22 protein-coding genes are annotated in these 21,900 nt (G+C 73.2%); 8 read left to right on the forward strand and 14 right to left on the reverse strand.

The genetic code is table 11. From position 1 onward, the window contains the following. Window positions 1–12 precede the first annotated feature (12 nt). The gene (locus ACQPZK_RS22805) at window positions 13–501 is read left to right on the forward strand and encodes a glutathione peroxidase (RefSeq protein ID WP_433534939.1); all 489 of its coding nucleotides are present in this window, start codon (window positions 13–15) and stop codon (window positions 499–501) included. 585 nt (window positions 502–1,086) lie between these two features. Beyond that, window positions 1,087–1,761: an NADPH-dependent F420 reductase gene (locus tag ACQPZK_RS22810; RefSeq protein ID WP_433534940.1), complete on the forward strand. Its 675-nt coding sequence runs from the start codon at window positions 1,087–1,089 to the stop codon at window positions 1,759–1,761. A 25-nt stretch (window positions 1,762–1,786) separates the two neighbouring features. Here ACQPZK_RS22810 and ACQPZK_RS22815 read toward each other — a convergent pair whose 3' ends face one another. Continuing rightward, window positions 1,787–3,388, reverse strand: a complete 1,602-nt coding sequence (locus ACQPZK_RS22815) for a glycosyltransferase 87 family protein (protein WP_433534941.1) — start codon at window positions 3,386–3,388, stop codon at window positions 1,787–1,789. A 218-nt stretch (window positions 3,389–3,606) separates the two neighbouring features. Here ACQPZK_RS22815 and ACQPZK_RS22820 point away from each other — a divergent pair, with 218 nt between their 5' ends. Further along, window positions 3,607–4,461, forward strand: coding sequence for a DUF4397 domain-containing protein (locus tag ACQPZK_RS22820; protein ID WP_433534942.1), 855 nt, complete (start codon window positions 3,607–3,609; stop codon window positions 4,459–4,461). Continuing rightward, on the forward strand, window positions 4,431–5,096 hold the full coding sequence (locus tag ACQPZK_RS22825; RefSeq protein ID WP_433534943.1) for a class F sortase: 666 nt from the start codon (window positions 4,431–4,433) through the stop codon (window positions 5,094–5,096). The genes ACQPZK_RS22820 and ACQPZK_RS22825 overlap by 31 nt, the downstream gene beginning before the upstream one ends. 29 nt (window positions 5,097–5,125) lie before the next feature. On the opposite strand, the gene ACQPZK_RS22830 is transcribed toward ACQPZK_RS22825, so the two are convergent. The 6 genes from ACQPZK_RS22830 to ACQPZK_RS22855 all read right to left on the reverse strand — a co-directional run bounded on the left by ACQPZK_RS22830 (window position 5,126) and on the right by ACQPZK_RS22855 (window position 8,876). Further along, entirely contained in the window at window positions 5,126–5,476 is a 351-nt protein-coding gene (locus ACQPZK_RS22830) for a DUF2203 domain-containing protein (protein ID WP_355049422.1), read from the reverse strand. Between the two features lie 50 nt (window positions 5,477–5,526). Next, window positions 5,527–6,345 (reverse strand): pyrroline-5-carboxylate reductase, encoded by an 819-nt coding sequence (gene proC / locus ACQPZK_RS22835; protein WP_433534944.1) that lies wholly within the window; start codon window positions 6,343–6,345, stop codon window positions 5,527–5,529. Between the two features lie 73 nt (window positions 6,346–6,418). Continuing rightward, window positions 6,419–7,447: a 6-phosphofructokinase gene (locus tag ACQPZK_RS22840; protein ID WP_355049614.1), complete on the reverse strand. Its 1,029-nt coding sequence runs from the start codon at window positions 7,445–7,447 to the stop codon at window positions 6,419–6,421. 159 nt (window positions 7,448–7,606) lie between these two features. Beyond that, a complete protein-coding gene (locus ACQPZK_RS22845) occupies window positions 7,607–8,110 on the reverse strand; it encodes a pyridoxamine 5'-phosphate oxidase family protein (protein WP_433534945.1) in 504 nt (167 codons plus the stop codon). Between the two features lie 77 nt (window positions 8,111–8,187). Further along, entirely contained in the window at window positions 8,188–8,685 is a 498-nt protein-coding gene (locus tag ACQPZK_RS22850; RefSeq protein ID WP_433539284.1) for a polyadenylate-specific 3'-exoribonuclease AS, read from the reverse strand. Window positions 8,686–8,696: 11 nt separating this feature from the next. Next, window positions 8,697–8,876 carry a hypothetical protein gene (locus tag ACQPZK_RS22855; RefSeq protein ID WP_433534946.1) on the reverse strand — a complete coding sequence of 60 codons (180 nt, stop codon included), beginning with the start codon at window positions 8,874–8,876 and terminating at the stop codon, window positions 8,697–8,699. 113 nt (window positions 8,877–8,989) lie between these two features. Between ACQPZK_RS22855 and ACQPZK_RS22860 the strand changes: the two genes are divergently transcribed. After that, window positions 8,990–9,682, forward strand: a complete 693-nt coding sequence (locus tag ACQPZK_RS22860) for a Crp/Fnr family transcriptional regulator (RefSeq protein WP_007463121.1) — start codon at window positions 8,990–8,992, stop codon at window positions 9,680–9,682. 93 nt (window positions 9,683–9,775) lie between these two features. Here ACQPZK_RS22860 and ACQPZK_RS22865 read toward each other — a convergent pair whose 3' ends face one another. Then, window positions 9,776–9,973, reverse strand: a complete 198-nt coding sequence (locus ACQPZK_RS22865) for a hypothetical protein (protein WP_433534947.1) — start codon at window positions 9,971–9,973, stop codon at window positions 9,776–9,778. 125 nt (window positions 9,974–10,098) lie between these two features. Between ACQPZK_RS22865 and ACQPZK_RS22870 the strand changes: the two genes are divergently transcribed. After that, window positions 10,099–13,665 carry an ATP-binding protein gene (locus ACQPZK_RS22870; RefSeq protein ID WP_433534948.1) on the forward strand — a complete coding sequence of 1,189 codons (3,567 nt, stop codon included), beginning with the start codon at window positions 10,099–10,101 and terminating at the stop codon, window positions 13,663–13,665. Between the two features lie 9 nt (window positions 13,666–13,674). On the opposite strand, the gene ACQPZK_RS22875 is transcribed toward ACQPZK_RS22870, so the two are convergent. Continuing rightward, window positions 13,675–14,355 (reverse strand): lysophospholipid acyltransferase family protein, encoded by a 681-nt coding sequence (locus ACQPZK_RS22875; protein WP_433539285.1) that lies wholly within the window; start codon window positions 14,353–14,355, stop codon window positions 13,675–13,677. Between the two features lie 90 nt (window positions 14,356–14,445). After that, a complete protein-coding gene (locus tag ACQPZK_RS22880) occupies window positions 14,446–14,895 on the reverse strand; it encodes a hypothetical protein (protein ID WP_433534949.1) in 450 nt (149 codons plus the stop codon). 440 nt (window positions 14,896–15,335) lie between these two features. On the opposite strand from ACQPZK_RS22880, the gene ACQPZK_RS22885 reads away from it, so the two are divergent. After that, a complete protein-coding gene (locus tag ACQPZK_RS22885; RefSeq protein ID WP_433534950.1) occupies window positions 15,336–16,196 on the forward strand; it encodes a DUF308 domain-containing protein in 861 nt (286 codons plus the stop codon). 160 nt (window positions 16,197–16,356) lie between these two features. Continuing rightward, window positions 16,357–17,838 (forward strand): alpha,alpha-trehalose-phosphate synthase (UDP-forming), encoded by a 1,482-nt coding sequence (locus ACQPZK_RS22890; RefSeq protein WP_433534951.1) that lies wholly within the window; start codon window positions 16,357–16,359, stop codon window positions 17,836–17,838. Window positions 17,839–17,851: 13 nt separating this feature from the next. Here ACQPZK_RS22890 and ACQPZK_RS22895 read toward each other — a convergent pair whose 3' ends face one another. The 4 genes from ACQPZK_RS22895 to ACQPZK_RS22910 form a co-directional block, all read right to left on the reverse strand. Beyond that, window positions 17,852–18,664 carry an alpha/beta hydrolase gene (locus ACQPZK_RS22895; RefSeq protein WP_433534952.1) on the reverse strand — a complete coding sequence of 271 codons (813 nt, stop codon included), beginning with the start codon at window positions 18,662–18,664 and terminating at the stop codon, window positions 17,852–17,854. A 52-nt stretch (window positions 18,665–18,716) separates the two neighbouring features. Next, the gene (locus ACQPZK_RS22900) at window positions 18,717–20,123 is read right to left on the reverse strand and encodes a flavin-containing monooxygenase (RefSeq protein ID WP_433534953.1); all 1,407 of its coding nucleotides are present in this window, start codon (window positions 20,121–20,123) and stop codon (window positions 18,717–18,719) included. A gap of 115 nt (window positions 20,124–20,238) precedes the next feature. After that, window positions 20,239–20,931, reverse strand: a complete 693-nt coding sequence (locus tag ACQPZK_RS22905; protein ID WP_433534954.1) for an endonuclease/exonuclease/phosphatase family protein — start codon at window positions 20,929–20,931, stop codon at window positions 20,239–20,241. A 13-nt stretch (window positions 20,932–20,944) separates the two neighbouring features. Then, window positions 20,945–21,892 (reverse strand): ROK family glucokinase, encoded by a 948-nt coding sequence (locus tag ACQPZK_RS22910; RefSeq protein WP_433534955.1) that lies wholly within the window; start codon window positions 21,890–21,892, stop codon window positions 20,945–20,947. Window positions 21,893–21,900: the final 8 nt, after the last annotated feature.

Below are 21,900 nucleotides of genomic sequence, written 5' to 3' on the forward strand. Positions count from 1 at the left end.
TAGCCTCGGCCCATGACCGTCTTCGACATCCCGATCGGCGCCCTCAACGGCGGCCCCGCGGACCTCGCCCGCTACCGCGGAAAGGCGCTGCTGGTCGTCAACGTCGCCTCCCGCTGCGGCCTCACCCCGCAGTACGCCGGCCTCCAGCACCTCGCCGACACGTACGCCGAGCGCGGCCTCGTCGTGATGGGCGTGCCGTGCAACCAGTTCGCCGGGCAGGAGCCGGGCAGCGCCGCCGAGATCAGCGACTTCTGCCAGGTCAACTACGGCGTGACCTTTCCGCTGACCGAGAAGGTCGACGTCAACGGGCCCGACCGGCACCCGCTCTACGCGGCACTGGTGGACACCCCCGACGCCGACGGGCACACCGGAGACGTCCGCTGGAACTTCGAGAAGTTCCTGGTGGCGCCGGACGGCACGGTCGCCGGCCGCTTCGCCCCCACGGTCGAGCCCGACTCCGACGACCTGCGCACCGCCATCGAAAAGACCCTCCCCGCCTGACCCTCCCCGCCCCCGCCCCGCCCCGGTCCGGCCCGGCCCCACTCCGGCCGCGCCCCGGCCCCGCCCCGGTCCCGCCCCGGCCCGGTCCCGCTCGGCCCCGGTCCCAGCCCGATCCCAGTCCTGCCCCGCCCCGGTCCGAGCCCGATCCCGCCCAGGTGATCAAGAGGTTTGCGTCAGGAATCGGCCAATCGGTGACGCAAACCTCTTGATCACCGTGGAGTGGCGGGGGTGGGCCGACGCGCCAGCCGGGCCGACGCGCCGGGCGGGCCGACGCGCCGGGCGGGCCGGGGCGCGGGCAGGGCCGGGGCGCGGGCAGGGTCGGGGACGTCGGCCGAGGCAGGGCCGCTGGCGGTCACCGGAGGGTGGCTCGATCCGGGGAAGACGGCCGGGCGGCACGTACGCGCAGTACGTTGTGCAGGACCGGCGCGTGGCCAGGCGTGACGCGGCGGTGAAGGTCGCGACCCTCGACGAGGCAGCGCACGGCGGCACGGTGGGCCACCGCCGGGTAGCCGACCGGCCAGCAACCGGAATAACCCACCGCATTGGTCGGGAATGCGTCGTGGGTGGACGGAGTTGGGAAGCAGCATGACAACTGTGGGACTGATCGGCAGTGGCAACATCGGCGGCACCGTGGCCCGGCTGGCCGTGGCCGCCGGCTACGACGTGGTGCTGAGCAACTCGCGCGGGCCGGAGACCCTCACCGAACTCATCGACGAGCTGGGCGAGCGGGCCAGCGCCGCCACGGCGCAGGACGCGGCGCGGGTCGGCGATCTGGTGGTGGTCACGGTGCCGCTCAAGGCGTACCGGGCGGTGCCCGTCCAGCCGCTGGCCGGCAAGGTCGTCATCGACACCAACAACTACTACCCGCAGCGCGACGGTAACTTCCCTGAGCTGGACTCCGGGGAGACCACCAGCAGCGAGCTCCTCCAGCAGCACCTGCCGGAGTCCCGGGTGGTGAAGGTCTTCAACAACATCTACTTCAGTGGCCTGGCCGCGCTCGCCCGGCCGTCGGGTGCCGCCGACCGCAGCGCTCTCGCGATCGCCGGCGACGACGCTGCCGCGAAGGCCGAGGTCACGGCCTTTCTCGACCGTATCGGCTACGACGCCGTCGACGTCGGCCCGTTGGCGGAGGGCTGGCGGTACCAGCCGGACACCCCCGCGTACGGCACGCTCTACTCCGCCACCCCGACCGACTGGGAGCACCCGACGCCGGGCGACGCCGAGAAGCTGCGCGCCGCCCTGGCCGCCGCCACCCGCTGAGTAGACGCCGCCCTCGGGCGACCGCCTACCGGGTGGTCGTCCGGAGGGCGGCGGCCAGTTCGTCGTCGTAACTGGCGATGGGCTGGCCATCGAGGCCGTACGCCACCAGCCGGCCCTGCGCCATGCTGGCCGACCGGAACGAGAACGTCCGCGTTCCGGGGTACGCCGCCAGCAGGGGGATGCTCCGGGGCGCGCCGCCCGGGGCGGAGTAGTACTCCAGTCGGGCCACCCGCACGGAGACCACGCCGTTGACGCGTACCTTGGTCTTCTCGGCCCGTGTGCCGAACGTGACCGGCGCGTCGGTGGCGTAGGCCGCGCACTCGGCCGGCCCTCGGCAGACGAAGAAGTATCGCGGGTTGGCCACGTCGTCGAGGACGTACGCCTTGAATGTCGGGTCCGCCCCGGCGGGCAGCGGCTGTACGGCGAAGAAGGCGAGGGCCACGGCGGCCGTGACGCCCACCCGCAGCCCGGCCCGCCGCGCGACCGGGCGACGGTTGCCCCGGGCGGCGGCGACCGCGACACCGCCGAAGCCGGCCAGGCACAGCAGGCACGTCCCGACGGTGCGGGCGTTCTCGAACAGGAACTGCACGCCCGGCCGCGTCGACACCGGCCCGAGGACCGCCCCCAGCGAGACGACCATGGCGGCGAGCAGCGCCACGCCGGCCACCCGCTGGGTCACGCCGGACGCCCCGACCAGCAGCATCGCGGCGAGCACCGGCCACACCTGGTGGTGGGTCCAGGACACCGGGGACGCGGCCACCGTGGCGCAGCCGACGAGCACGGCGGCGTGGCCGGGACGGGCCCGCGCCGCCAACTGGCGGGCGCGAAGGAGCGCCACCCCGCAGATGACCGCCACCAGAGCAGCCCAGAGCACGGGCAGGGTGGCCTCGTCGACCCCGACGCGCAACAGCATCCCGTGCACCGACTGGTTGCCCAGCGAGGCCAGGTTGCCGATCCGTGAGGTCTGCCGAACGGCCTCGGTCCAGTAGATCCAGCTCTCGCCGGGCAGCACGAGCGCCGCCAGACCGGCGCACGCCACGAAGGTCGCCACCGCCCGCCCGGCGTCGCGGTAACGCCCGGTGGCGAGGAAGTAGACGACGAACAGCAGCGGCGTCAGCTTGATCGCCGCCGCCACCCCGACGAGCACTCCCCGCAGCCGTGGCGGGACGACGCCCATGCCGTCCAGCAGTGCCAGCAACACGATGAAGATGCTGACCTGGCCGAAACGCAGGTTGCTCTGCACCGGCGCCGAGAGCATCAACACCGTGGCGGCCACCGCGACAACAAGCGGGCGGTGGGACCGGTCCGCGCTCAGCGCGACACCGACCATCCCGGCGACGGCGACGACGGCCGCGCAGGTCGCGACCAGCCAGATCCCCTGGAGTACGCCCTCACCCACGAGAATGATCGGCCCCAGCACGAGAGCGGCGAACGGCGGGTAGGTGAACGGCCCGCCGTTGGCGGCGCGGTACTCGTAGAGCGGACGGCCGGCGTGCAGATCGGACAGTGCGCCGTAGTAGATGTGCAGGTCGGAGAGCCGATCGTCGCGGGTCAGCACGAGCACACACGACACCGTCGCGACGACGACGAACGCCGCCCAGACCAGCGTCACGCGTCGATCCCGCATCGCCCGAGAATAAGGCGAACCCGAGGCGAGCGACGGCCCTGATCCACACCAGATCGGCGAGGTGGCGCTTTCCGAGTCGCGGGATACCCCAACATCGGCGATCTCGTGTCGGTCATGTACATCGACCCCACCGGCGCGCCCCACTTGCGCGCGAGTCTCACGCACGGGACTCTGTCGGTGGGTTGCCGCCCGCTCACCGAACGTGCCTCGGAGGCGACATGCACACGCTCCGTACCGCGTCCCGCCGGCTGCTGGCCGGTGCCGGCGCGCTCCTGCTCGGCACCGCCCTCACTATCGCCGTGTCGGGCCCGGCCGGCGCAGCCAGCGTCGGGTACGTCCGACTCGCCCACCTCTCCCCCGACACCCCGGCGGTGGACGTCTACCTCGCCGCCCCGGACGCCGCGAAGCCGCAGGTCTTTCCCGGCGTCGGCTACGGCGTGGTCTCCGACTATCTCCAGTTGCCCCCGGGCCGGTACGCGGTGGCGATGCGCGAGGCCGGCACGCCCGCCAGCGAGCCGCCGGTTCTCACCACCGAGGTCGCGGTGCGAAGTGGCGGCGCGTACACGGTGGCCGGTGTCGGACGGCACGCCGACCTGGGGCTGCGGGTGCTCACCGACGACCTGAGCGCTCCCTCCCAGGGCCGGGCCAAGGTGCGCGTCGTGCAGGCGTCGGTGCGCACGCCCGTCCTCGACGTGGCCGCCGCCGACGGCCCGGCGATCGCCGACGGCGTGCAGTTCGCCACCACCACCGACTACCAGCAGGTCGAGCCGGGCACCTGGAAGCTGCGGCTGACCGGCGCGGGCGGTCCGAGCACCGACGCCGAGGTACGGCTCACCGGCGGCGCGGTCTACTCGCTGCTGGTGCTCGACGGCAGGCAGGGCGGGCTCACCGCCGAGCTGCGTCAGGACGCCGAGGGCGGCACCGTCGTACCGGCGGGCGGGGTGGACACCGGCGCGGGTGGCGCGGCCGGGCGCGGGCTCGGGGCGTACCCCCTGATGGCCGGCGCGGTGGCCGCGGCGGCCGTGGTGGCGAGCCTGCTGCTGTGGCGTCGGCGGCGGCGCACCACCTGGTGAGCATCGGGCCCGCGATCCGACGGCACCGCGACCGCCGGGCGCCGCTGGCCGCGCTGGTCGCGGCCGGCGCGGCAGTCTGCCTGGCCGCCGGCACCGGCGTCGGGCTCGCGACGACCGACCCGCCGCCGCCGGTCGCGGCCTGGCACCCCGGCTGCGCCGACGGCTGCGCGTCGGTGGCCGCGTCGCCGCGACCACAGGGTCCACCCACCCGGGTACGGGTGCCGCGCATCGGCGTCGACTCGGCGCTCACGGTGCTGGGTCTGGACGATTCCGGCGCGCTCGTTCCGCCGGTCGACTTCGACACGGCCGGCTGGTACGGGGGCGGCCCGGCCCCCGGCGACACCGGTCCGGCCGTGCTCGCCGGGCACCTGGACTCCCGGCGCGGCCCGGCGGTCTTCGCCCGGCTCGGCGAGCTGCGCACCGGCGACCGCGTCCAGGTGTGGCGCGACGGGCAGTGGCTGTCGTTCCGGGTGACCGGGTCGCTGCGCACCCACAAGGACAGGTTCCCGACGGCCACGGTCTACGGCCCGACACCCGGGCCGGAGCTGCGCCTCGTCACCTGCGGGGGCGACTTCGACCGGCGGCGCGGGCACTACCGGGACAACGTGGTGGTGTTCGCGGTCCTCGACGGGTGAGCGGCCCGGTCAGAGCGGGCGACGCCGGGTCAGAGCGGGCGACGGCCGGCGAAGCCGCACTCGGCGCGGTGGTACCACCGCACGTCGGAGTCGCCCTCCAGCCAGCACCAGAGCACGGCGCGGCCCTCACGCTCGCCCGGGAAGTCGAGCAGCACCGGCGCGATGCCCTTGACCTGGATCTCGTGCTGGTGCAGCTCGTCGACGACGGCGTGCAGTCGAGCCTCCAGCCCCTTGACCTCGGCCAGCCCGCCGAGCGCGCTCACGCCGTGGTCGGCCAGGTCGACGCGCAGCTCGGCCAGGTCGGCGCGGACACGGATCAGCTCGTCGACACGCGGCTGCAGGGTGGCCACCAGGTGCCGGGCCTGGGCGAGAGTGAACACGCCGCCAGTATGCGCCACGTGCCGCGCCGCGGTGACCCCGCGCGGCGCGGTCAGTCGGCCTGGGCGGCCAGCTCGCGGGCGCGGTCCCGGGCCGCCTCCAGCGCGGCGAGCAGCGCCGCGCGGACGCCGTGCTTCTCCAGCTCGCGGACCGCGGAGATGGTGGTACCGGCGGGCGAGGTGACCGCCTCGCGCAGCTTGACCGGGTGCTCGCCGGAGTCGCGCAGCATCACGGCGGACCCGATGGCGGTCTGCACGATCAGCTCGTGCGCCACCTGGCGGGGCAGGCCGAGCAGGATCCCGGCATCGATCATGGCTTCCACCAGCAGGTAGAAGTAGGCCGGGCCGGAGCCGGAGAGCGCGGTGACCGCGTCCTGCTGCGATTCGGGCACCCGGATGGTCTGACCGAGGGGCTTGAACATCTCCTCGGCCAGGCTCAGGTGCGCCCCGGTGGCGTACGCGCCGGCGGAGATGGCGGTCATCGCCTCGTCGACAAGGGCCGGGGTGTTGGTCATGACCCGGACCACCGGGGTGCCGTCGGGCAGCCGACGGTTGAAGAAGCTGGTGGGCAAGCCGGCGCAGAGCGAGATGACCAGCTTGTCGGCGGGCACCTTCGGGCCGATCTCGTCCAGCAGCGCGGCGGCGTCCTGGGGCTTGACCGAGACGGCGAGCACGGCCGCCTCGTCGACGGCGGTCAGGTTGTCGACCACCCGGACGCCGTAGCGGGCGGTCAGCTCCTCGGCGCGGGCGGGTCGGCGGGCGGTCGCCAGCAGCCGGTCCACCGGCCATCCCGAGCGCAGCAGCCCGGAGAGCATCAGCTCCCCGATCTTGCCCGCGCCGATCACCGCGACAGTGTGCACGTCGGTGGACATGTCGGCCCGTACCCCCTCGCGTCGGATGGCGGCACGGCGGACCCGGAGGCCCGCCGTGCCGTCGACCTGTCGATCAGCTGCCGAAGAAGACCTCGGCCTCCTGGTACCGCTCCAGCGGCACGGTCTTCAGCTCGCGGGTGGCCTCGGCGAGGGGTACCCGGACGATGTCGGTGCTCTGCATCGCGACCATCTTGCCCCAGTCGCCGTCGTTCGCGGCGTCGATGGCCTGCAGGCCGAGGCGGGTGGCGAGGACCCGGTCGAAGGCGGTCGGGGTGCCGCCGCGCTGGATGTGACCCAGCACCACGGTACGGGCCTCCTTGCCGGTCTTGGCCTCCAGCTGCTCGGCGAGCCACTGGCCGATGCCGCCGAGGCGGACGTGGCCGAACGCGTCCAGCTCCTGGTTGTGCAGCACCATCTGGCCGTCGAGCGGCTGGGCGCCCTCGGCGACCACGACGATCGGGGCGTACTGGTGCTGGAAACGCTTCTCGACGTAGCCGGCGACCTGCTCGACGTCGAACTGCCGCTCGGGCAGCAGGATCACGTTGGCGCCGCCGGCCAGGCCGGCGTGCAGGGCGATCCAGCCGGCGTGGCGGCCCATGACCTCGACGACCAGGGTGCGGTGGTGGCTCTCCGCGGTCGTGTGCAGGCGGTCGATGGCCTCCATCGCGATGTTGACCGCGGTGTCGAAGCCGAAGGTGTAGTCGGTGGCGCCGAGGTCGTTGTCGATCGTCTTCGGCACGCCGATGACGTTCACGCCCAGCTCGTGCAGCTTGGTGGCCACGCCGAGGGTGTCCTCGCCGCCGATCGCGATCAGCGCGTCCACGCCCTGCTCGGCGAGGTTGTCCTTGATCCGCTCGACGCCGTTCTCGATCTTGAACGGGTTGGTCCGGGACGAGCCGAGGATGGTGCCACCCCGGGGCAGGATGCCGCGCACGTCGGCGATGCCGAGCGGGCGGGACAGACCCTCCAGCGGGCCCTTCCAACCGTCCCGGAAGCCCACGAACTCGTGACCGTAAGTGGCGACGCCCTTGCGGACCACCGCCCGGATGACCGCGTTGAGACCCGGGCAGTCGCCGCCGCCGGTGAGCACGCCGATACGCATGATCCGCTCATCCTCCTGGAGCATCAGGTAAAGCCCGATATGCCCCAGGGTATGTGTCAGGTCAGACCATCGGCGCCGTTGCCGGCCCGGGGCGGGCCGTCACTGCGCACTGTAGTCGGCCTGCGCGCGCGACGACAGCGCGCCCCGGGCGGCGGCGGCTCAGTAGGTCACCTCGCGGTTCTCGCCGGGCGACGGCGGACGGCCGGTGACGGCGGCCTTGGCGAAGCCGAGCAGGTTGACCACGGTGCTGCTCGGGGAGTCCCAGTACTCCGCGGAGCTGGCGTGCACCTTGAGCAGGGTCAGGCCGGGAGTGTCCAGCCCGTCCGGGAACCAGGTCTTGAGCAGCGGGTTCCACAGCCGCTCGGCGCGCTCGCGGTCGGAACTCTCACTGGCGGTGCCCGAGACCGAGACCCAGGAGTTGTGCTTCTGGTCGGAGAAGGCGACGTTGACCTCCGGGTTCACCCGGATCTGGCGCAGTTTGGCCGAATCGGCGTAGGCGAAGAACCAGAGGTCACCGTCGAACTCCGCCTCCTGCAGTCCCATCGGTCGGCTCACCTGCCGCCCGTCCAGCGCGATGGTGGTGAGCATGCAGATCCGGGCGGCGCGGATCAGTTCGGTGACCCGCGCCCGGGCGTCGGTGACGCTGGTCGGATCGTTGCTCATGGCGGTCTCCCTCGGCTCGGCTGTCGAACCGTTGCCCAGGACAGAACCGGTCAAACCTACAGACGTATGACCATCGCTCAGCGCGTCGTCATCGCTCGCCAGCGGGCCAGGTTGTGCCGGGCGTCGACCAGAGCGTCGTGCCGGGCCGCGTCCGCGTCCGGCAGGGTCGGCCGGCCCCGGTCGTCCCACAGCTGGCGCAGATCCTTGGTGAACCGGGGGATCTCCCGGGGCAGCGCCGGCATCGCCCCCCAGAGCTGGGCGAGGACCACGTGGTCGTACGCCGCGTACCAGGCCCACAGCTCCAACTGCTCGCCCGGCCGGTCCCGGACGGGTTCCATGAGGAAGTCGTACAGGTCGTCACGGATGCGCTCGCGGGAGCGCCAGGCCCGGTCCGCCGGCGACGGCAGCCGGTCCAGGACGTTACGTCGGACCCAGGGCACGGCGCGGGAGTCGTCGAACTCGGTGGAGACCGCGTAGAACTCACGGCCGTACTCGTCGACGACACCGATCGAGACGAGGTCGACGATCCGGCCGTCCTCGATGAACTCGCAGTCGTAGAAGTAGCGGTAGACCATTCCGGACATCCTCACCCACCGCCGCCCGCCGCCATCCGGCGGGGCCCGGTGCGGCCCCGGTCGGTCCGCCGCGGGCCGGCGACGATCCGGGCCGCCGGCGCCACGCCGGTGACGTTCCCGGGGGTACGCCGCAGCTCGCGACGGTCACGGAAGTGCTTCGAGGGGTGTACAGCAAGCGACCGGACCGTCATGATCTGATGTGTACCGCTACCGGATGCCGAACCGGTGTCAGTTCACCTCGTCAGGGCCATCAGGTTCACCCGGTGAGCGATTGTGTGGTCCATGACCGGGGAGGGGTTGGGCCGTGGAGATGCGCCTGCCGGAGCCGGGTGACGCGCTCACGGGTGTCGAGATGTTCGCTGGGCTGGAGCCCGAGGTGCGGCAGCGGGTCATCGCGGCCGCCGTTCCGCGCACCTACCGCAAGGGTCAGCTGCTGTTCGTCGAGAACGACCCGGGCGAGTCGCTCATCGTGCTGCGGCGCGGCGCGGTCGCCGTGTTCCGCACCGCGCCGACCGGCGAGCGGGCGGTTCTGTCGGTGATCCGTCCGCCGGACGTGCTCGGCGAGGTCTCCCTGCTGGACGCCTCCACGCGCTCCGCGTCGGCCGAGGCCATCGAGGACTGCGCGGCGCTCGCGCTCTCCCGGGGCGCGTTCATGGAGCTGGTGCACTCCAACCCACGCATCCTGGACGCGGTGATGCGGTCGCTGGGCGGGTTGATCCGCCGGCTCACCGAGCAGAACGCCGACCACGTCTTCCTCGACCTGCCCGGTCGGGTCGCCAAGACGCTGGTCCGACTGGCCGGCGAGAGCCAGGCCCCGATGATCACGATCGAGTTGAACCAGAGCCAGTTGGCGGAGATGGCCGGTGGTTCCCGGCAGAGCGTCAACCAGGCCATCGGCTCCTTCGCCAGCCGCGGCTGGCTGCGGACCGAGGGGCGTCGGATCGTGGTCACCGACGTCGCCGCGCTGCGCCGTCGGGCGGGTATGAACGACCGCTGAGCTGACGTGACGGCCCGGCGCCGTCAACCCGGTACACGAGAAACGGCCGGACCGCCCGTGGGCGGCCCGGCCGTCGCGCTGTGTCACCGAGGTTCAGACTCCGGGGCTGCCCGGGCCGGCCCACTTGTTCGGGCCCTTGCCGTCGCCGCCCGAGCCCGAGGACTGCTCGCTGACGATTCCCTCGGCCTGCAGCGTGGCGAGCGTGGCGGCGTCGACGTCCACCGACTCACCCGCCGAGTGGCTGACCCCGTTGCCGTCGGTCCAGTCACTCTCCAGCTTGACGTACACCATTGACCTGTCCCCCTCTGGTCGTTGATCGAAGATGTGGCGGACTGAATGTAGTCGCTCAGGCCGTTGGTGGACTGTCCACAAACCAACAGGCCGGTACCCGACAGCCCTTCCGGCGGCGATACTCCTTGCGAGCGACGGCGCTGGGGGCGTCGGCCGGTATCGCCAGTGGAGGGTGTGTCATCGCCGCGCAGTGTGGGCGCTGTGGACGCACGGCCGCCGACGGTGACCGCTTCTGCGGTGGCTGCGGCGCCGAGCTGGGTGCCGTCTGCCCGCACTGCCTGCGTCCCCTCGCCTCGGACGTCGCGTTCTGCACCTCGTGCGGGTCACCCCGGCCGGGCACGGACCGGACCGTGGCGGTCACCCCGCAGGAGGACCGCCGACGGGTGAGCGTGCTCTTCGTCGACCTCATCGACTTCACCCCGTACGTCGAGCGCGCCGACCCGGAGCAGGTCCGCGGGATGCAGACGGGGTTCTTCTCGGCGGCCCGAAGGGTGGTCGGCCAGTACGGCGGGGTGGTGGAGAAGTACATCGGCGACGCCGTGATGGCGCTCTTCGGCGCGCCGATCGCCACCGAGACCGACGCGCTGCGCTGCGTGCGGGCGGGGCTCGAGCTGCAACGGGTGCTCACCCGCTTCGCGCCGACGGGCAGCACCGAGATGCGTTTCCGGGTGGGGGTGTCCACCGGTGAGGCACTTGTCGACGTGGCCGCCGCCCGCGACGGTGGGCAGGCCATCGTGGCCGGCGACGTGGTGAACACCGCCTCCCGGATGCAGTCGGTCGCGCCGCCCGGCGGGGTGCTGGTCTGCGGCACCACGCACGCCCTGACCAAGGACGCGATCCGCTACGAGGAGCAGCCCCCGGTCACCCTGCGCGGACGCTCCTCGCCCACCGAGGTCTGGCTCGCCCTGTCCCCGCTGCGCCGCCAGCCCACCGATCGGGAGCCGGACACGACGCCCCTGGTGGACCGCGAGCACGAGCTGGGGATGCTGGTCAACGCCCTGCACCGGTCGCTGCGCGACCGGCTGCCCCAGGTGGTGACGATCTTCGGCCGGGCCGGGATCGGCAAGAGCCGGCTGCTGCGCGAGCTGTACCGGCACACCGGCCGGCTGGTCGACGAGCCGCTGACGTGGCGGACCGGACGCTGCCCGCCGTTCGGCGAGAACGTCACGTTCGCCGCGCTCGCCGACATCGTCAAGTCCGAGGCCGGCATCCTGGACACCGACCCGGCCGCCAGCGCGGCCCAGCGGCTGGGCGCCGCCGTCGGGGAGCTGATCGGGCCCGGTGAGCGCGACCGGGTGGTCGACGCGCTGCGGCCGCTGGTCGGACTGCCCGGCACGCCGCTGCCGGCGGAGGAGGCGGAGTCGGCGTGGCGGCGGTTCCTGCTGGCGTTGGCGGCCCGCCGCCCCACCGTGCTGGTCTTCGAGGACCTGCACTGGGCGGACGACGCGATGCTGCGCTTCGTGGAACTGCTCGGGGCGGCGGCCCGTGAGGTGCCCCTCCTGCTGTTGTGCACCGCCCGTCCGGAGCTGGTCGACCGGGACCCGAGCTGGGCCGGAACCATCACGGGTTCGGTGACCATCACCCTGCCGCCGCTGCGCGACACCGGCATCGCCGCCTTGTACGCGCACCTGTTCGGGCAGGCGGCGTTCTCCGCCGAGATGCTGACGCCGCTCATCGAGGTGGCCGGCGGAAACCCCCTCTACGCGCACGAGTACGTCCGGATGCTGATCGAGCAGGGCGCGCTGCGCCAGTCGGGGCGGGGCTGGTCGCTGGACAAGCAGCTCGAACTGACCATGCCGGAGAGCGTGCACGCGGTCATCGCCAACCGGGTGGACCTGCTGGACGCCAAGGACCGGGGCGTGCTGCTCGCCGCCTCGGTGGTCGGGGTGCAGTTCTGGCCGGGCGCGGTGGCCGCCGCGCTGGGGCAGCCGGTCGAGTCGGTCGAGCGCGCGCTTCGCCGCCTGGAACAGCGCGACTTCGTGCACGAGCAGGCCGCGTCGACAATGGCCGGGCAGGCCGAGTTCCGGTTCCGGCACGTGCTGGTACGCGACGTCTGCTACCAGCGGCTGCCCCGCACCGAGCGGGTGGCACGGCACGAGCGGGCCGCGGACTGGCTCGACGCGCTGTCGCAGAGCCGCGACACCGACCTGGCCGAGGTCCTCGCCCATCACCGCTGGGCGGCCCACGAGATCGCGCGGTCCCTCGGGATGAAGATCCAGCGGTACGCGGGGCCGGCGCGGCAGGCGCTGCACCGGGCGGCCCGCCGGGCGTACGCCCTGCACGGGCTGGAGGCGGCGGCGAGCCACGCGGGTCGGGCGCTCGGCCTCGCCGACGACAGCGACCCGGTGGGGCGGCTGCAACTGGAGCTGCTGAGCACGGAGATCTCGTTCTACCGGGACGGCAACGCGTTCCTCTCCGGGGGTGGGACGGAGCAGGTGCACGCGCTGGCCGACCGGCTGGCGGCGCACGGCGACGACGCGTGCGCCGCGCGGGCGTGGACGCTGCTCGGCCAGGCGGCGTGGCTGCGCGCCGACCGGGGCGAGGCGCTGGCCTGCCTGGATCGGGCGGTCGAACTGTTCGAGCAGCTACCGGACAGCCCGCAGAAGGCCGACGCGTACGCCGAGCTGGGCCGCCTGCACATGCTCAACTACGAACGCGACCCGGCCGTGTCGGCGGCGGACACGGCGGCGGAGATCGCGGAGCGGCTGGGCCTGACCGAGACGCGCACCAACGCGCGGATCACCGCGGCGACGGCCCGCTACCAGGGCGGCGACCGGGTCGGCCTGGACGAGTTGCACGCGATCGTCGAGTTCAGCCGGGCCGGTCAGCTGCTCGCGCTGCCCCGGGCCACGCAGAACCTGGCCTGGGCCATCCGTGAGGAGGGCGACTGGCTGCGCTCGGACGCCCTGCTCTCGGCCGCGCCGGCGCGTACGGCCAGCGGGCAGACGCTGACCACCAGCTATTCCGCCGAGGCGATGCGGGCCTGGTTCGAGGGAGACTTCGGCCGGCTGCTCGCCGCGGCGGAGGCGTTCGTGGACACGCCGACCGGTAGCTGGGACATGCAGGTGCGAGGGCTGCGCTGCTGCCTGCTGGTGCTGCGCGACGACGAGGACCCGGCCGACCTGGCCGACGCGCTGACCACCGCCCGGCGCAGCGGCTTCCACCGGCTGCGCTGGACGATGCTGGGCATGGCGGCGCTGTGCCGGGCGTTGCAGGAGCGCCACGCCGAGGCGGCGGAGCTGATCGAGGAGCTGGAGCGGTCCTGGTCGGAGGTGCCGGCGCTGGCCAGCGGGGAGTGGATCGCCGCGGCCGCGTACGCCGGCGCCCTGGCCGGCCGGGACGCTGCGGTGCGGGTCCGGGCGATGCTGGACCGGGTCGGACATCGGACGCCGTGGTCGGAGGCGGCGTTGCGGACGGTGACGGCGGCGGTGGCGGCGGCCGACGGCGACCACCGGCGTGCGGCCGAGCTGCACCTGGCCGCCGCCGAGACGTACGGGAGGATTCCGGACGCGAGCGACCGGGTGCTGGCGCTGGCGCTGGCGGCCGCGGAGCTGAGCCAGGCGGGTGACCTGGCCGGCGCACGGGCGGCGCGCGCCGAGGTACGCACCTTCGCGCTGCGCAACGACGCGCCGGGCCTGCTGGCGCTGACCGGTCGGCCCATCAGCCCGACCGGACCGGCCGTCGCCTGCTGAAGCAGGCGCTCAGGCGGCTACCGGCGTCTTGAGCTTCTGCGCGTAGATGTCGACGTACTCGCGGCCGGAGAGCTCCATCACCTCGTACATGATCTCGTCGGTGACCGCGCGCTCGACGAACCGGTCGCCGGCCAGCCCCGCGTAGCGGGAGAAGTCCAGGGGCGCGCCGAAGCGGACCCGCACCTGGCCGATCCGGGGAATCAGCCTGCCGGGCGGCTGGAGCTCGTCGGCGTTGAGCATCGCCACCGGCACCACGACCGCGCCGCTCTCCAGCGCGAGCCGGGCCACCCCGGTCTTGCCCCGGTAGAGCCGCCCGTCCGGGGAGCGGGTGCCCTCGGGGTAGATGCCGGCCACCCCCTGGGCGCGCAGCACCCGCAGCTGGGTGTCCAGGGCGGCGCGGGCGGCCTGGCCGCCGGAGCGGTCCACGGGGATGGTGCCGGTGCCGACGAAGAACATCTTCGTCAACCAGCCCTTGATCCCCTTGCCGGTGAAGTACTCGGCCTTGGCCACGAAGGTGACCCTCCGCGAGACGATCAACGGGATGAAGATCGAGTCGAAGAAGGAGAGGTGATTGCTGGCCAGGATCACCGGCCCGGTCGCCGGCACGTGGCGCAGCCCCTCCACCTGCGGACGGAAGATCAGCTTGAGCAGCGGACCGAGGATCACGTGCTTCAACAGCCAGTAGAGCACCGGCGTCCTTTCCGAGGGGGCCGCGACAGCGCCGGCCGTCATCCCCGACGAGCCTACGAAGCGAGCGCTCTCACCACAACGGACGGATGCTCACCACCACGTCGCGGCCGACGCGGTCGCCACGGCGGCCAGCACGTACTCCGGAGTCCGGGCCAGCAGCGCCGCCCGCCACCGGCGACTGCGCGGATTCCACCGGCGCTCCGGCAGATACCAGATCACGAGCATCTTCACGATGTGCACGGCCGCCATCCAGAAGGGGAAGAAGACCACCCAGGCGGCGATGTCGAAGGCCAGATCCTGCACCGGCTGGGCGGCCAGGAGGGACACCGGGAGCAGGATCAGCGCGCCCACGGCGAACGCCATACCGAAGAGGATGAGCCAGGCCGCCCCACGGGTGATGTGCCGCAGGGCGAGATCTTCGACCTCCTCTCCCGGCAGGGCCGCGTGCTCGATCACCTCGGCGCGCCGCGCCTCTGGCGTATCGCCGTCCGCATCGAGGAACCGCGCAACAGGACCGGCCAGCCAGGTCGTCAGTACCATCGCCGGGTCCACGTCACTGCCTCCGTCACTCGATGGCGCACCGACTGGTACGCGCTCCGAGCCGCCGCCCCGACCCCGGCCCGGTCAGCTCTGCGCAGTATCAGGGTTGTTGCTGCTTTCCACCCGTCTGTGGCAGCAACAACAGGGAAACTGCTCGGATCTTGGCACGCGACGCGAGAGCTGTGCCGCCTGGGCGCAATCGCCGCAGCTCACCAGCGCACCGCCCGCCCCGGACGAGCACCGAGATCGCACGTCTCGCGCAACAACGGACAAAGAGGCACCGCCGTGACCAGCGACAGTGCCGGTGACTTTCCAAGACGCGACACAACGCACTCCCGGAACCGGCCCCCGACGTGTCACGATTCAGAGCACGGCGTGCGCACGGGCGTCGAGGGGGCAGGGGTGGCCGCGCCGCAGGGCGCGTTGAGGAGGATGGCCGGGTGTCAGCGGGTGGGGCCCGCCGGGGACGGCGGGACAACGGGCTCGACGCGAGCGAGTACGCCGTCGTCGGCGACGTCGATCCGCGCGTCGGCGAGCACCTGCTCGACGTGCTGGCCGCCGGAGGGATCGCCGCCTACCTGCAACCGTCGGCCGACCTCAACCCGGTCACCCGTACCACCACCGTCCCGGCCCGCCCGGTCGACCGGCTCTACGTCGACCGGTCCCACCTGCGCACCGCGCGCGACTACCTGACGCAGCTCGCCGACGAGAGCGCCCCGGAGCAGCCCCCGGCCCGCGACGAGCCGGACATCGACGCGGAGTGGGCCCGGATCGTGGCCGGCTTCCACAACACCTCCTCGTCCACGGACGAGCGGCCCTGGCCGGCCGCGGAGGACGTGGACGAGCGCGACGACCGGGACACCCGGGACGAGTCGGCGGCCGGTCCCCTCGCCCGCTCCGGCGTCGACGAGGCCGGGCCGACCGCGACCGATGTCCGCCGGCTGCCGTCGGCGACCGACTTCTCCGGGATCTCGGTCGGCCGGAACACCCGGGACGACGAGCCCTCGCTGCTGGACGGTCTGGACACCTTCGGCGCCGACCTGCCGGACGACGACGAGGACACCTACCACCCGCCCCCGCCGCCACCGCTGCCCCGCGTTTCCAAGTACGCGGTGGTCGGCGCGCTCGCCGTGGTCGTCGGGTTCGTGCTCTTCCTCTTCCCGTCGCTGCTCCCGGTGGACCGCTCGGCGGTCACCCTGTTCGGATTCACGGGCATCCTGGCCGGTTTCGTCACGCTGATCTGGCGGTTGCGTCCCGGCGACGAGGAGGACGACGACCCCGACAACGGCGCCGTCGTCTGAACTCGGGCCCGCATCGCGGGACGCGACCGCCCTCACTCGGGGCGTAACAGTGGTGTAACTTACTGTCAGTAGGAATACCGCTGTACGTCACTTCCCCCGCTGACTGACCGGTTTTCCCTTTCTCGTTGCGGTCAGTCCTCTGCTGATCGGAATGCCCGAGATGCGACAGAGTTCCCTCGTGGTGGTGGCCAACCGCCTCCCCATCGACGACAACCAGGCCCCGGACGGCGCCTGCGAGTGGCGACGCAGCCCCGGAGGGCTGGTCAGCGCGCTACATCCACTGCTGCGACACACCCCGGCGATCTGGGTCGGCTGGGCCGGCGGCACCGGTCCGGCGCCCGCCCTGCCGGACGTGGACGGCGTCCACATGCACACCGTCGCCCTCAGCCAGGAGGACCTGCGCGACCACTACGAGGGCTTCGCCAACGCGACCCTCTGGCCGCTCTACCACGACGCCGTCGAGCAACCCGAGCACCACCGGCGCTGGTGGGAGGCGTACCAGAGGGTCAACCAGCGGTTCGCGGAGGCGACCGCCGAGGTGGCCGAGCCGGGTGGCGTGGTCTGGGTACAGGACTACCACCTGCAACTCGTACCCGGGCTGCTGCGCGCGCTCCGCCCCGACCTGCGCATCGGCTTCTTCCTGCACGTGCCGTTCCCGCCGCCGGAGCTGTTCATGCAGCTACCGCGCCGCGCCGAGCTGCTGCGCGGCATGCTCGGGGCCGACCTGGTGGGCTTCCAGCGCGCCCAGGCGGCCCACAACTTCGCCCAGCTGGTCACCCGGGTGCTGGAGCTGCCGGCCACCGACCGTCGGATCGGGATCGACGACCGGGTGGTCCGCATCGGCGCGTTCCCCGTCTCGATCGACACGGCCGAGATGGCCGCCCTCGCCGCCCGCCCCGACGTGGCCGCCCGCGCCCGCCGCCTGCGGCAGGATCTCGGCGACCCCCGGCAGGTCATCCTCAGCGTGGACCGGATGGACTACACCAAGGGCATCGAGCAGCGGCTCAAGGCGTACAGCGAGCTGCTCGCCAGCGGCGACGTCAAGGTCCGCGACACGGTGCTCGTGCAGGTCGCCATGCCCAGCCGGGAACGCGTCGGTCAGTACCAGATCCTGCGCGAGCGCATCGAGCGCGAGGTGGGCCGGATCAACGGCGAGTTCGGGCGGGTCGGCGAGCCGGCCATCCACTACCTCACCCAGCCCTTCGACCGGGCCGAGCTGGCGGCGCTCTACCGGGTGGCCGACGTGATGGCGGTGACCCCGCTGCGCGACGGGATGAACCTGGTCGCCAAGGAGTACGTCGCCGCCCGCGTGGACGACACCGGCACGCTGCTACTCAGCGAGTTCGCCGGCACCGCCGCCGAGCTGTCCCAGGCGTACCTGGTGAACCCGCACGACCTGGAGGGGCTCAAGCAGGCGCTGCGTACGGCGCTGCGGGCCGACCCCGCCGAGGTCACCGACCGCATGCGGGCGATGCGCGCCCATCTGCACGAGCACGACATCCGGGCCTGGGCCCGCTCCTACCTCAGCGCCCTCGACGAGACGGGCGCGCTGGTCAGCCGCCTCACCAGCACCGACGGCACCGCCCGGGTGCCGCAGCCGGCGACCCGGGCCACCCCCGCCAGCCAGCACGCCGGCGGCTGACCGGGGCGCGACGTCAGCGGCCGGCGGGCTCCTTCTCCAGCCAGTCCAGGATCGCGTCGATCGGCTCGGCCCAACGCGCGTCGAGCATCAGGTCGTGCCCCATGCCGGGGAACAGCAGCGGCGCCGACCCGTACCGGCGGGCGACCCGCGTCAACGTCGACGCCGGCACCACCCGGTCGTCCGGGCTGCCCAGCACCAGGACCGGGGGCTCGCCCACGGCCGGCTCGGCCTGCGGCTCGCCCAGCAGCGCCCACTGCGCGCGCCGACCGGCCCGGCCCAGCCGCGCCACGTGCCGTCGGGCCTCCTCGTCGGGCAGCTCGCGGCTGAACAGCTGCGTGCGGCTGAGCCGCAGCGGGCCGCCGAACACCGCCGGCAGCGTCCCGGCCGGGTTGCGGCGTACCGCCGTGGCAAGCATGCCCCAGCCGCCGAAGACCGGCGCCACCAGCACCGCGCCGCGCGCCGGGTAGCGCGCCATCGCGTGGGCCACCACGAGCGCCCCGGCGCCGTGCCCCACCAGCACCGCCTGGCGCGGCAGGCTCGCGGCCACCTGGGTCACGTCATGGGCGTACGCCCGCAGCGTCGCCTCCGGCGCCGGCTCGCTGCCGCCGTGCCCCCGCAGGCTCAGCGCGTACGCCGGGAAGCCCCGCGACGCGGCGTGGCCCAGCCAGTGCTCGGCGAACGCCCACGCGCCGTGCCCGAACCCGGGTACGAACAGCAGCGGCGGACGCCCCTGCTCCAGCTCGGGTACGGCGCTGAGCACCTCACGGCGCGCCGGCCGCACCGGACGAGCCCACTCCCGGCCCCGCATGATCCGCAGCTCGGTCATCGGTTTCGCCTTCCGTTCGCGACTGCGGGGCTCGCCAGCTCACTCGTCGCGCTCACTTGCCCTCCAGGTCGTGCAGGGCGCGCTGGACGGCGCGCAGGTAGTCGGCGTGCCCGACCTCGAACCAGTGCCGGCTGCTGTCCTTGACCTGGCCCGCGTAACGCTCCCCCGCCCGGTCCCGGACCCGCTGCGCGAACGCGGCGGCCCGCTCGGGTCGGTCCCGTCGGGCCCGCAGCAGCCGCGCGAAGAGCACCGTCTGCCAGTGGGACAGGGCGAACAGGCCGGAGTCCGGCTGCACCAGACCGGCGACGGCCAGCGTGGGATGCCCCGGCGTGAAGGCGTTGAGCCAGAGCGTCGGGCGGCCGGTGCCGGCGCTGTCGCCGAACACCGACGCGTCGAGGAACTCGAAGCGCGGCAGGTAGCCGGTCGCGAAGATGACCAGCTCCGGGTCGATCTCGCGGCCGTCGGCCAGCTCCACGCCGTACGGCTGGAACCGGGCGATGTCCGGCACCGGGCCGATCCCGCCGTGGCCCACGTAGTAGACGAGCTGGCTGTTGGCGATCGGGTGCGTCTCGTACACCCGGTGGTCGGGCTTGGGCAGCCCGAAGCGGGTCAGGTTGCCGACGGTCAACCGCATCGTCCAGTGGTAGAGCCACTGGCGGACCCGCAGCGGCACCCGCAGGGCCAGCATCGCGTCGTTGATCTGGTCGGCCGGACGGCCCAGGACGTACTTCGGGGCGTACCAGTAGCCACGCCGGGTGGAGTGCCAGCAGCGCGACGCCTGCTGGGCGGCCTCGACGGCGATGTCACAACCGGTGTTGCCGGCGCCGACCACGAGCACCCGCTTGCCGCGCAACTGCGCCGGGTCCTTGTAGGACGACGCGTGCATGATCTCGCCGCGGAACTCCTCCAAGCCCTCGTAGCGGGGGAGCTTCGGTGACCAGTTGTGACCGTTGGCGATCACCACGGCGGCGTAGCGGGAGGTGCGCTCCGGGCCGTACCCGCCGGTGGAGCGGGTGGTCACGTCCCACCGCTCCCCCGGCGCGGGCTCGACCCGGACCACCTCCGTGCCGAACCAGATGTGCGAGCGCAGGTCGAAGTGGTCGGCGTACCGCTCGAAGTACGACAGGAGCTGACTGTGGTGGGGGTAGTCCGGCCAGGCGTCCGGCATCGGGAAGTCGGGGAACTGGGTGAACGGCTTCGACGAGATCAGGTGGGTGCTGGCGTACACCGGGCTGCGGTCGTGCCGCCAGTTCCAGGCGCCGCCGACGCCGGTCTCGCGTTCGTAACAGTCCACCCCGAACCCGTGCTCGCGCAGATTCTTGATGGCCGTCAGGCCGCTGGCCCCGGCCCCGATGACGCAGACCGTGTCGCCCCGGTCGGAGAGCGAGCGGCCGTCGCGGCTCTGCGCGGACGGGATCGCGTCCGGGTCGGGCCGGCCCTGGTCGGTGGAGGTGGACACCGGGACATCTCCTTTTGTGCGGCACGGGTGCCGGTTCGCCGCGAAATCCTCTCCACATCGGAGCCGGATGTCCAGCCCCGGCGCGGACCGATCGGCGGGTCTCGACCGGTGGGGGTCAGGCCGTGGTGGGCAGCAGCAGGTCGACCAGGACCGGGAAGTGGTCACTGGCCCGGCGGGTCTGCGGAGTGTCCACCACGTCGTAGTCGACCACGGTGATCCGGGGATCGACGAAGAGCGCGTCGATGCGCCGACGCGGGTCGGCGCACGAGTAGGTGAGTCGTTCCGCCCGATCGGCCGCGACCGCGGCGTCGGTCAGGCCGCGCGCCACCGTCGCCCAGGCCGGCCCGTCCGGGCCCTCGTTCAGGTCGGCGCCCGCCACCACCGGCGCGCCCGCCGCGTCCAGACCGCGCCGGAACTCGGCGGCCTGCGCGGGCCGCTCCGCCGGGTCGGTGGACAGGTGCGAGCCGGCGAGGGTGAAGCGGGCGTCGCCGACCCGGCAGTCGGCGTACGCGGCGCCGCGCAGGTGCCGGCCCGGGGTCAGCGGGAACCGCTGGCACCGGGCGCTCCGCACCTGCACCCGCAGGCTGGTCAGCAGCAGGTTGCCCAGGGCGGGCAGACCTCCGGCGGCCACCACCAGGCCGAACGACTCGGCCAGCGTGGCGGACTTCTGCCGCCACCGGAACCGGCGCGGGCCCTCCTGCACGATCACGACGTCCGGCTTCGCGGCCCGGACGACCGCCGCCAGCGCGGCGGTGTCGTCGCGCTGGCTGTGGATGTTGTACGACACCACGCGCAGCGGTACGCCCATCTCCTGACCGCCCTCAGATCCGGCGGGCCAGGTCGGCCGCGCCGATCACCCCGGCGCTGTTGCCCAGCTCCGCCGGGAGCACCTCGGCCACCGGCAGGCGTCCCCGCTGGGCCAGCGCGTCGACGTACGAGCGACGCGTCGGGCCGAGCAGCAGGTCACCGGCGTCGATCACACCGCCGCCCACGACCAGGGTCTGCGGGTCGAGGATCTGCGCCATGTCGGCGAGGCTGGTGCCGAGCCACCGGCCGATCTGCGCGAACGCCTCGGCGGAGACCGGGTCGCCGCCCTGCGCGGCGGCGGTCACCATGTGGCCGGTGATCGCCTCGGGCTCACCGCCGGCCAGCTCCAGCAGGGCGGTGGCCCGCTGCGGTTCCTGTCGGGCGCCGGCACGGGCGAAGCGGACCAGGGCGCTGCCGCTGGCGTACTGCTCGATGCATCCGAGCCGCCCGCAGCCGCACTGGTGCCCGTCCGGCACGGCCAACATGTGGCCCAGCTCCGCGGCGATGCCGTGCGCGCCGCGCATCAGCTCGCCGCCGAGGACGATGCCACCGCCGACGCCGGTGCCGATGGTGAACATGATCATCGAGTCGTCGGCGGCGCGGGCTGCGCCGTAGCGGAACTCGGCCCACGCGGCCACGTTGGCGTCGTTCTCCACGATCACCGGAAGGCCGACGGCGCTGCTGACGTACTCGCGCAGCGGCTCGTCGCGCCAGGCCAGGTTGGGGGCGAAGAGCACGGTCGAGCGGGTGGCGTCGATCCAGCCGGCCGCGCCGATGCCGACCGCCTCGATCGTCCGCCCGGCGGCCAGCTCGTCGACCAGCTCGATGATGACGTCGCGGGTCTTGGCGACGTCGTCGGCGGGGGTGTCCCGTCGGCTCTGCACGAGGACCGTGCCGGTGTCGTCCACGACACCGCCGGCCACCTTCGTGCCACCCACGTCCACTCCGATGGTCAGCGTCACCGCCGCCG

This window comes from Micromonospora sp. CA-249363, assembly GCF_050950185.1.
Lineage (GTDB): Bacteria > Actinomycetota > Actinomycetes > Mycobacteriales > Micromonosporaceae > Micromonospora.